This window comes from Pseudomonas sp. P5_B3, from assembly GCF_056400405.1.
The window spans coordinates 1-9616 of sequence record NZ_JBFULI010000094.1 but is presented as its reverse complement, the minus strand read 5'-3'; the positions used below and the strand labels follow the sequence as shown (position 1 = coordinate 9616).

The following is a 9616-nucleotide window of genomic DNA, read 5'->3' as shown; positions in this document are numbered from 1 at the left end:
ATGCAATCCACGCAATACGTTCTTTACCGAACGGGAGTGATTGTCCTGAACGAATTTAACTTCTTTTCCAATGGCCTCAGAAAACTGCGCCTCATTGAAACTTTCGAAGAAAAAACCACGCTCATCGCCAAAAACCTTGGGCTCAAACAGTACGACGTCGGGTATCGCCAGTGGTATAGCTTTCATCAGTAAATCGTCTCGTGCAGGAGGCGTTTCAGGTATTGGCCATAGCCGTTTTTCATCAATGGGTCAGCGAGCGCTTCGAGTTGCTCGGGGTTGATCCACTTCTGCCGGAAGGCGATCTCTTCGGGGCAGGCAACTTTAAGGCCCTGACGGTGTTCCAGTGTGGCGATGAAATGGCTCGCTTCCAGCAAGGAGTCGTGAGTACCAGTGTCCAGCCAGGCGTAACCGCGACCCATGATTTCTACCGACAGGTTGCCCTGCTCCAGGTAGACACGGTTGAGGTCGGTGATTTCCAGCTCGCCACGTGGTGACGGTTTGATGTTTTTTGCGATCTCGACAACCTGGTTGTCGTAGAAATACAGACCGGTGACCGCGTAGTTCGATTTAGGTTTGAGAGGTTTCTCTTCCAGGCTGATGGCCTTGCCTTGAGCATCGAACTCGACAACCCCATAGCGCTCTGGATCATTGACGTGGTAGGCAAAAACGCTGGCACCGTCCTGGCGCACCATGGCACTCGCCAGCAGCTCATTGAAATGATGGCCGTGGTAGATGTTGTCGCCCAGCACCAAGGCCGCCGGATCATTACCGATGAAGTCTTCACCAATAATGAAAGCCTGCGCCAAGCCATCCGGCGATGCCTGCACTGCATAGGAAATGTTCAAGCCCCAACGAGCGCCATCACCCAGCAGTTGCTCGAAACGCGGGGTATCTTGAGGAGTGGAAATGATCAGGATGTCGCGGATACCCGCCAGCATCAGGGTGCTCAGCGGGTAGTAGATCATCGGTTTGTCGTATACCGGCAGCAACTGTTTGGAGATCGCCAATGTTGCAGGGTGCAGTCGAGTTCCCGAGCCGCCGGCCAGGATGATTCCTTTACGATTAAACATATTCATTTCTCTAGAATTTCTGTAAGCATCCGTGCCACGCCGACTTTCCATTGAGGCAAGTTCAACGCAAAGGCCTTTTGCAGTTTTTGAGTGTTCAAACGGGAATTGTTTGGACGTTGTGCTGGCGTCGGGTAAGCCTCTGTGCCGATTGCTCCAACCATGGCCGGCGACACCTTGAGGTTTTCACCTGCCAACTCGGCTCGCTCAAGCACGAAACGAGCATAGCGACACCAGGTGGTTTCACCAGAGGCTGCGAGATGGTAGAGCCCACCCAGTTCCGGGGTTGCGATGGTGCTACGGATAGCATGGGCAGTGACATCGGCCAACAATTCCGCCCCGGTTGGCGCACCGAACTGATCGTCGATGACATTCAAGCTGTCGCGCTCACGGGCCAAGCGCAGCATGGTCTTGGCGAAGTTGTTCCCTCGCGCGGCGTACACCCAACTGGTACGGAAAATCAGATGCGAGCAGCCGCTGGCCTGAATCGCCTGTTCGCCCGCCAGCTTGCTGGAGCCATAGACACTCAACGGTGCGACCGGATCACTTTCCTGCCATGGGGTATCACCGTCGCCGGCGAATACATAGTCCGTGGAGTAATGCACCAGCAAGGCATTCAGAGCCAACGCTTCCCGGGCCAGTACTGCTGGCGCTTCGGCATTCACCCGATGCGCCTGCTGCGATTCGCTTTCAGCCTTGTCGACAGCGGTGTACGCCGCGGCATTGACAATAACGTCAGGCGCAAAGCGCTGTACGGTGGCAGCGAGCCCCGCAAGGTCATTCAAATCGCCACAGTAATCCGGGCTGCGAGAGTCCAGTGCGAGCAACTCGCCCAGCGGGGCAAGGCTGCGTTGCAGTTCCCACCCGACCTGACCGTTTTTACCGAGCAATAGAATTTTCATGCAGTACGCCCGGCGTAGTTTTTCTCTACCCACTGAAGGTAAGCACCCGACTGGATATTGCTGACCCAGTCCTGGTTATCCAGGTACCACTGCACGGTTTTGCGGATACCGGTTTCGAAGGTCTCTGCCGGTTTCCAGCCCAGTTCGCGCTCGAGCTTGCGAGCGTCGATGGCATAACGGCGGTCATGCCCGGGACGATCGGTCACGTAGGTGATTTGAGCGTTGTAAGGCTGGCCGTCGCCGCGTGGACGCATCTCGTCGAGCAAGGCGCAGACCGTGTGCACGATGTCCAGATTTGGTTTTTCGTTCCAGCCGCCCACGTTGTAGACCTCTCCCACGGTGCCGGCTTCCAGCACGCGACGAATGGCGCTGCAGTGGTCTTTGACATACAGCCAGTCACGAATCTGCTGACCATCACCGTAGACAGGCAGTGCCTTGCCGGCCAGTGCGTTGACGATCATCAGCGGAATGAGTTTTTCCGGGAAGTGATACGGACCGTAGTTGTTCGAGCAGTTGGTCGTCAGTACTGGCAGACCATAAGTGTGATGATACGCGCGAACCAGGTGATCACTGGCGGCCTTGCTGGCCGAGTAAGGGCTGTTCGGTTCGTACTGATGACTTTCGCTGAATGCGGCTTCATCTTTGGCCAGCGAGCCATAGACTTCGTCGGTAGACACGTGCAGGAAGCGAAACGATTGCTGCGCATCGGCCGCCAGACCCTTCCAGTAAGCGCGCACGGCTTCCAGCAAGCGGAAAGTACCGACGATGTTGGTCTCGATGAAGTCTTCCGGGCCATGAATGGAGCGATCAACGTGCGACTCGGCCGCGAAGTTCAGAATCGCGCGAGGTTGATGCTCTTCCAGCAAGCGAGCGACCAAGTCGCCATCACCGATATCGCCACGCACAAAAACATGCTGTTCATTACCCGCCAGGCTGCTGAGGTTGTCCAGATTGCCTGCATAGGTCAGCTTGTCCAGATTGACCACGGTCTCATCGGATTGAGCCAGCCAGTCCAATACGAAGTTCGCGCCGATGAAGCCTGCACCGCCAGTTACTAAGATAGTCATTGATTCAGATCTTTTTCAGTAAAGTTGCGAGGATCAACCCCAGGTTTCCAAAAACGGTCTGTCGATACAAACCGGCTCGTTTAAACCCGAGAATCCTTGAAAAAAGTGGTTGYTCGCGCGCTGCCTTGAATTGGTCGAGCTTCACCAGATGCTCCTGGGTCAACCGATGGCGCATGGTTCCAAGAGCCTTGATGTTCAAGGTATTCCACTCATAAAAAAGTCCCCCAAACGCCATGCGCAAGCGTTTGATACGCGCCCACCAGTTGGAGTTGGTTCCGACGACATTTTCATCGTGCTGACGGTACAGTACCGTTGGTACAGGATCGTAGTGGACAGCCCCACCGACCCCGGAAATCAACTGATACGCCCACCAGTCATGAGAAGGCACATTCAGTTTGTCACCTGCTTCTTGCAGCAACGCGCGCGTGGCGTGGTTAAACACCATGGTGTTGCCGCCCCCGATATTTTGCACGAGCGCATTGGAAAAATGCGGCGCAAGAGCAAACTTGGGTGAGAAGCCAAAAGGTAAACCTGTCTCACTAATCAGCTCGGTGCGACCGCAGTAAAGGGCCGGCACATTCTCCGGGATAGACTTCAGCCAGGCTATCGCTTTCTCGAGCTTTTCATGCTTCCAGATATCGTCCTGATCAGCCCACGCATAGTAGTCAGCGTGAATGTCTGCCCGACAAGTGAGCGAAAGGAAATTTGCGACGAAACCTCGGCCAGGCCCATCGAAAACCTGGAGACGCCCCGCCTCCCATTGGGTAGTTGTGGCTTGAAGGATGTCCAGCGTCCGGTCTTGGGAGCCATCGTCCGAGACATAGACAGTCCAGTCACGATGAGACTGCTGCTGAAATGACTCCAGCTGCTCGGCTAAAAACGATTCTCCATTGTAGGAACACATCAGTATTGCGACTTTTTCAGTACGGCAATCACTCAATGTGGTACTGGCGCAAGAATGAAGAGCGCTGGACTCAGAGATACCCACAAAATTTCCTTCCCTGTATATGACAGGTGCAATACCAATTAGTACTTCTTCAATAAAATCAACACGATAAGGATTCGAGTCGTTTTCAGCGCTTGTTAATCAGGCCGTGTACGAGGAGTCAGCGCAGCACAACCGAATTCCCACGCAATGTCCCAAGCAACGCTGTCACCTGGCCATGAACGGCATTTTCGCATGAGATCTTGAGTACGACCTGCTTGGCTTTCAGCCTGATTCAGGTGAAGTTTCGAACATCTCGAATACAAACACCATGTAAAAAACTCCAATTCCAGGGGGCGAAGGCGGGGGCTGACAAAGTGATCGAAAGCCTAAATGACAGGAAAAACCAAGGGCACAGTCCAGGCTGAGGCGGGCTCTGTGTAAATCATCCATGGCTTGACGTTATTTTCGGTCAGGAATCGTACTACAAACCTGCGAGAAAGTTCCCGCAAATCAAAAAAAAGATCGCCAGTTGACGATCCTTTTTCCTGACCCGCAGGACAGCTTCAACTTCAGCCAAACAACCAATAGGCCAACAATCCCGATACCGCTACCGCCAATATCGGCCGCAATACGCGATACGCCTTGGGATTACGGCGTTTCCACTGTTTGACCACACCGCTGAATTTATCGCTGGAGTTCTTGCTCCAGGCGTAAGCCTTGTTGATCCCGCCCACACGCTCGTCATCGAGGTTTTGCGGCGCAGTTGCACGGCCCAGCCATGCGCTGATACTGCGATTGATGCGGGTCATTAAGCGATTGCTCAGCGGACGTTCGATGTCGCAGAACAGGATGACGCGGGTCTTTTCCGTTTCATTCTTGACCCAGTGCACGTAGGTTTCGTCGAACATCACGTCTTCCCCATCGCGCCAGGCGTAAACCTGACCGTCGACAAAGATGCGGCAATCGTCGGAGTTCGGTGTCGACAGCCCCAGGTGATAACGCAGGGAGCCGGCAAACGGATCGCGATGCGGGTTGAGGTGGCTGCCACCCGGCAGCAGCGCAAACATGGCGCCCTTGACGTTGGGAATGCTGCTGACCAGTTCCACGGTTCTCGGACACAAGGTTTCGGCAGAAGGCAGCGGTTTGTCATACCACTTGAGGTAGAAACGCTTCCAGCCCTTCTTGAAGAACGAACCAAAACCGGCGTCGTTGTTCTTTGCCGCCGCACGGATATAGCCCTCGTCGAACAAGTGCATCGCTTCGTCGCGAATCACCTCCCAGTTGTCCCTGAGCACATCCAGTTCCGGGAACTTGCTGCGATCCAGATACGGTTTCGAAGGCACGCCGGAAAACAGGTACATCARGGCGTTATAGGGTGCGAACAGTGCCGAATGGTTAACGAACTGGCGCAACACCGGCAGACGCGCCTTGCCGCGTAAATGCACATAGAGGGTGCTGCCGAGAAACAGCAGCAACAACGAGGCCTTCGCGGCAAACGATAAGGTCATCAACAACTCCTTTGAAGATAAACGACACTGCGCCAAGTCCATTGCCCGACATGGCTGCCAGCATGATAAACACTACCGACCCGGTGAAAAACCTGCACTTTTTAACATTCAATGTTAATGAATATGCAACAAAGCATTTCTTAACATAAGGCGCCTGAACGCTGGCTGATGCAAATCCATCATCAACCGGACCCGATCAATAGATCGCAGCCAGCGATAGCGCTTCAATCATCACCGCCAGCCACGATCCGCGAATGTTTAGCGTTTACTGCTGATTCTCCTGCTCGGTAAACAGATCACTGAACAGCATGCTCGACAGATAACGCTCACCGGAATCCGGCAGGATCACGACAATGGTCTTGCCCTGCATTTCCGGGGTCTCCGCCAGCCGAACGGCCACTGCCATGGCAGCGCCGCTAGAGATCCCGCACAAAATTCCTTCTTCCTGCATCAAGCGCAAGGCCATGGCCTTGGACTCTTCGTCACTGACCAGTTCCACCCGATCGACGATCGACAAATCGAGGTTCTTCGGCACAAAACCGGCACCGATGCCCTGGATCTTGTGCGGGCTCGGCTTGATTTCCTCACCGGCCAGGGCCTGGGTGATCACCGGTGACACCGCCGGTTCCACCGCCACCGAGAGTATCGGCTTGCCCTGGGTATTCTTGATATATCGTGAAACTCCGGTGATGGTTCCACCGGTTCCGACGCCTGCCACCAGCACATCGACCGCGCCGTCGGTATCGTTCCAGATTTCCGGACCCGTGGTTTTTTCGTGGATGGCCGGGTTGGCCGGGTTGTCGAATTGCGCTGGCATGAAGTACTTCGACGGGTCGCCGGCAACAATTTCACCGGCTTTCTCGATGGCCCCCTTCATGCCTTTGGCCGGCTCGGTCAACACCAGTTCGGCACCCAGTGCCTTGAGCACCTTGCGGCGTTCGATGCTCATGGACGACGGCATGGTCAACATCAGCTTGTAGCCACGGGCGGCGGCCACGAAGGCCAGGCCGATGCCGGTATTGCCGGAGGTGGGTTCGACGATGGTCATGCCCGGCTTGAGTTTGCCGCTGCCCTCGGCATCCCAGATCATGTTCGCGCCGATCCGGCACTTGACCGAGTAGCCGGGGTTGCGCCCTTCGATCTTGGCCAGGATGGTCACACCACGCGGCGCAATGCGATTGATCTGCACCAGCGGCGTGTTGCCGATGGAGTGGGCGTTGTCAACGAAAATGCGGCTCATGGCTGGGTCCTTAACGACAGCATTGAAATAGGGCATCAAGGTAAGCCTCTTGCCCGCAGGCGTCCAGTCGGGGCGTACGTCCACGTATTACTGCAGTCAATGGCTTTGGATCGTCAGAGATTTGCCACCATGATACGTCGATACAGTTGGCCCCAGCGGCCCCTCATCGGCCTGATTGTGCTGCTGATAACACTACACATCGCCTTGCCCTGTCTGGTGCGCAACTACCAGGCATTCAATGCCCGCTACGAGCCCCCCCAAGCCGCAAGCCGGTCAAGTTTTACGAGTGACGGTGTAGCGGCCTGTTTCTTCGGCCGCCCGTGGAGCGTTCGCTTGCAACTGCAAGTAGTCCCAGCCCAGGCAGGCCAATGCCAAAGACCGGGGCACCGTTTCCCGGCCACGGCTGTAACGACTGATGCTGCGGGTGCTGACCCCCAACGCCTCGGCGGCCTGTGTGAGTGACAGCCCGGTGCGAGCACGCCAATCGATGAAGATCCGGGTATTTTCGTCGGAGGCATTTTGTGCGATCGCATCCAGGTACAACGTGTCTGCACCAATCTGGATGTCTTGCTCAGACCATTCGACGCACCAGCCATCATCACTCAGAGCCGCACCATCGAAAGCGCGTCCCTGCAATGGTTGCAAGCCTGGAAAGGCCAGCAAATCCCGGCTCAGGTCGACAGTCAGTTGCTGGCCGTCAATAAAGGTCAACGCCAGGCAGTACTCCGGTAGTGCCTGTACGGCCAGCAGTCGTGGTCGTTTCATGGGTAACATCGTTTCCAGTCCTCGAGCAGTTGCGCCTGATGGGCCCTGACCCAATCCAGTGCTTCCCTGATGATCAGGGGCGGAGCCCTGCCTGCCATCACCTCGACGGTTTCCAAGCTGAGCATGACGTCCAGGCCGCCACCGGTCAGGTGGACATGAGGCGGCGGATGATCCTTCTCGCGCAATTGAATGCGGTATGTGTCGCGAAATCGGTATTTAGTAGACATGCCCGGCAAGCTATCGCCAAAATGGCGATAGCTCAATACTGGCCACGCGCCGAGACTGAGTCAAGATGTGACGCTCCATTCAGAGACTGAATAAGCCGTCTGCGTTCACAGTCGACCGGGCACCGCGTTATAGTCGGGGCTGACCATTTTATTGCGCCCCCGCCCTGCCTCGTTCAGGTCGGCGTTACCGTTCGAGGATTAGCAGATGAAGTTCGAAGGCACCCAGGCCTACGTCGCCACCGATGACCTGAAGCTGGCGGTCAACGCCGCCATCACCCTGGAGCGGCCGTTGCTGGTCAAGGGCGAACCGGGCACCGGCAAGACCATGCTCGCCGAGCAACTGGCCGAATCCTTTGGCGCCAAGCTGATCACCTGGCACATCAAATCCACCACCAAGGCTCACCAGGGCCTCTATGAGTACGACGCGGTCAGCCGCCTGCGCGATTCGCAGTTGGGCACGGAAAAGGTCCACGACGTTCGCAACTATCTGAAAAAGGGCAAGCTCTGGGAGGCCTTCGAATCCGAAGAGCGGGTGATCCTGCTGATCGACGAGATCGACAAGGCCGACATCGAATTCCCCAACGACCTGCTGCAAGAACTCGACAAGATGGAGTTCTACGTTTACGAGATCGACGAGACCATCAAGGCCAAGAAGCGCCCGATCATCATCATTACCTCCAACAACGAAAAAGAGCTGCCGGATGCGTTCCTGCGTCGCTGCTTCTTCCACTACATCGCCTTCCCCGACCGCGTGACAATGCAGCGGATCGTCGACGTGCACTACCCGGACATCAAGAAAGACCTGGTCAGTGAAGCGCTGGACGTGTTCTTCGACGTGCGCAAGGTGCCGGGCCTGAAGAAGAAGCCTTCGACCTCCGAGCTGGTGGACTGGCTGAAGCTGCTGATGGCCGACAACATCGGCGAAGCGGTGCTGCGCGAGCGCGATCCGACCAAGGCCATCCCGCCGCTGGCTGGCGCGCTGGTGAAAAACGAACAGGACGTGCAATTGCTGGAACGTCTGGCGTTCATGAGCCGTCGCGGCACCCGCTAAGAGGCTGATGCCATGCTGCTCAACCTGTTCAATGAAATGCGCGCAGCCAAGGTGCCGGTCTCGGTGCGTGAACTGCTGGACCTGATCAACGCGCTGAAACAGCGCGTGACCTTCGCCGACATGGACGAGTTCTATTACCTGTCCAGGGCGATCCTGGTGAAGGATGAAAAGCATTTCGACAAGTTCGACCGGGCGTTCAGTGCCTACTTCAATGGACTGGAAAAGCTCGACGATCATCTTCAGGCACTGATCCCCGAAGACTGGCTGCGCAAGGAATTCGAGCGTTCACTGACCGATGAAGAGCGGGCGGCGATCCAGTCCCTCGGCGGCCTCGACAAGCTGATCGAAGAGTTCAAGAAACGCCTCGAGGAACAGAAGGAACGCCACGCCGGTGGCAACAAGTGGATCGGCACCGGTGGCACCAGCCCATTCGGCTCCGGCGGTTTCAATCCGGAAGGCATTCGGGTCGGCGATGCCGGCAAGCGCCAGGGCAAGGCAGCCAAGGTCTGGGACCAGCGCGAGTACAAGAACCTCGACGATTCCGTCGAGCTGGGCACGCGCAACATCAAGGTTGCCTTGCGGCGCTTGCGCAAGTTTGCCCGTCAGGGCGCGGCGGAAGAGCTGGACATCGATGGCACCATCGACCACACCGCCAAGGATGCCGGCCTGCTGAATATCCAGATGCGGCCGGAGCGGCGTAACACCGTCAAGCTGTTGCTGCTGTTCGACATCGGCGGCTCGATGGACGCCCACGTGAAGATTTGCGAGGAATTGTTCTCGGCCTGCAAGACCGAGTTCAAGCATCTGGAGTATTTCTACTTCCACAACTTCATTTATGAATCGGTGTGGAAGAACAACATG

11 protein-coding genes are annotated in these 9616 nt (G+C 56.3%); 2 read left to right on the top strand and 9 right to left on the bottom strand.

Going from position 1 to position 9616, the window contains the following annotated elements:
- From AC1DRN_RS29215 to AC1DRN_RS29175, 9 genes are all read right to left on the bottom strand, one after another.
- The coding region (locus tag AC1DRN_RS29215) for a dTDP-4-dehydrorhamnose 3,5-epimerase family protein (protein ID WP_477786890.1) at positions 1 to 186 on the bottom strand (186 nt) is incomplete at its 3' end.
- Positions 186 to 1070: a glucose-1-phosphate thymidylyltransferase RfbA gene (gene rfbA, locus AC1DRN_RS29210; protein ID WP_223462045.1), complete on the bottom strand. Its 885-nt coding sequence runs from the start codon at positions 1068 to 1070 to the stop codon at positions 186 to 188. The genes AC1DRN_RS29215 and rfbA, both read right to left, overlap by 1 nt.
- A gap of 2 nt (positions 1071 to 1072) precedes the next feature.
- Entirely contained in the window at positions 1073 to 1969 is an 897-nt protein-coding gene (gene rfbD / locus AC1DRN_RS29205; protein WP_223462043.1) for a dTDP-4-dehydrorhamnose reductase, read from the bottom strand.
- On the bottom strand, positions 1966 to 3036 hold the full coding sequence (gene rfbB / locus AC1DRN_RS29200) for a dTDP-glucose 4,6-dehydratase (RefSeq protein WP_223462040.1): 1071 nt from the start codon (positions 3034 to 3036) through the stop codon (positions 1966 to 1968). Before rfbB ends, rfbD begins: the two co-directional genes overlap by 4 nt.
- Positions 3037 to 3040: 4 nt before the next feature.
- On the bottom strand, positions 3041 to 4024 hold the full coding sequence (locus tag AC1DRN_RS29195; RefSeq protein WP_223462038.1) for a glycosyltransferase family 2 protein: 984 nt from the start codon (positions 4022 to 4024) through the stop codon (positions 3041 to 3043).
- A 509-nt stretch (positions 4025 to 4533) separates the two neighbouring features.
- On the bottom strand, positions 4534 to 5472 hold the full coding sequence (locus AC1DRN_RS29190) for an aspartyl/asparaginyl beta-hydroxylase domain-containing protein (RefSeq protein ID WP_223462036.1): 939 nt from the start codon (positions 5470 to 5472) through the stop codon (positions 4534 to 4536).
- A 265-nt stretch (positions 5473 to 5737) separates the two neighbouring features.
- A complete protein-coding gene (gene cysK, locus AC1DRN_RS29185; RefSeq protein WP_223462034.1) occupies positions 5738 to 6712 on the bottom strand; it encodes a cysteine synthase A in 975 nt (324 codons plus the stop codon).
- Between the two features lie 273 nt (positions 6713 to 6985).
- Positions 6986 to 7486 carry a DUF2442 domain-containing protein gene (locus AC1DRN_RS29180; RefSeq protein WP_223462032.1) on the bottom strand — a complete coding sequence of 167 codons (501 nt, stop codon included), beginning with the start codon at positions 7484 to 7486 and terminating at the stop codon, positions 6986 to 6988.
- Positions 7474 to 7704, bottom strand: coding sequence for a DUF4160 domain-containing protein (locus AC1DRN_RS29175; RefSeq protein WP_223462147.1), 231 nt, complete (start codon positions 7702 to 7704; stop codon positions 7474 to 7476). The genes AC1DRN_RS29180 and AC1DRN_RS29175 overlap by 13 nt, the downstream gene beginning before the upstream one ends.
- A 205-nt stretch (positions 7705 to 7909) precedes the next feature.
- Between AC1DRN_RS29175 and AC1DRN_RS29170 the strand changes: the two genes are divergently transcribed.
- Both AC1DRN_RS29170 and AC1DRN_RS29165 read left to right on the top strand, forming a co-directional pair.
- Positions 7910 to 8755: an AAA family ATPase gene (locus AC1DRN_RS29170; RefSeq protein WP_007984829.1), complete on the top strand. Its 846-nt coding sequence runs from the start codon at positions 7910 to 7912 to the stop codon at positions 8753 to 8755.
- 12 nt (positions 8756 to 8767) lie between these two features.
- Positions 8768 to 9616 (top strand): vWA domain-containing protein (locus AC1DRN_RS29165; protein WP_477786889.1); only part of this gene is annotated, 849 nt, incomplete at its 3' end.

Excerpts from the sequence above, each read along its gene's own strand:
- rfbA (WP_223462045.1), bottom strand. The coding sequence starts at position 1,070 with ATGTTTAATCGTAAAGGAATCATCCTGGCCGGCGGCTCGGGAACTCGA.
- cysK (WP_223462034.1), bottom strand. The coding sequence starts at position 6,712 with ATGAGCCGCATTTTCGTTGACAACGCCCACTCCATCGGCAACACGCCG.
- AC1DRN_RS29180 (WP_223462032.1), bottom strand. The coding sequence starts at position 7,486 with ATGTTACCCATGAAACGACCACGACTGCTGGCCGTACAGGCACTACCG.
- rfbB (WP_223462040.1), bottom strand. The coding sequence starts at position 3,036 with ATGACTATCTTAGTAACTGGCGGTGCAGGCTTCATCGGCGCGAACTTC.
- rfbD (WP_223462043.1), bottom strand. The coding sequence starts at position 1,969 with ATGAAAATTCTATTGCTCGGTAAAAACGGTCAGGTCGGGTGGGAACTG.
- AC1DRN_RS29170 (WP_007984829.1), top strand. The coding sequence starts at position 7,910 with ATGAAGTTCGAAGGCACCCAGGCCTACGTCGCCACCGATGACCTGAAG.
- AC1DRN_RS29175 (WP_223462147.1), bottom strand. The coding sequence starts at position 7,704 with ATGTCTACTAAATACCGATTTCGCGACACATACCGCATTCAATTGCGC.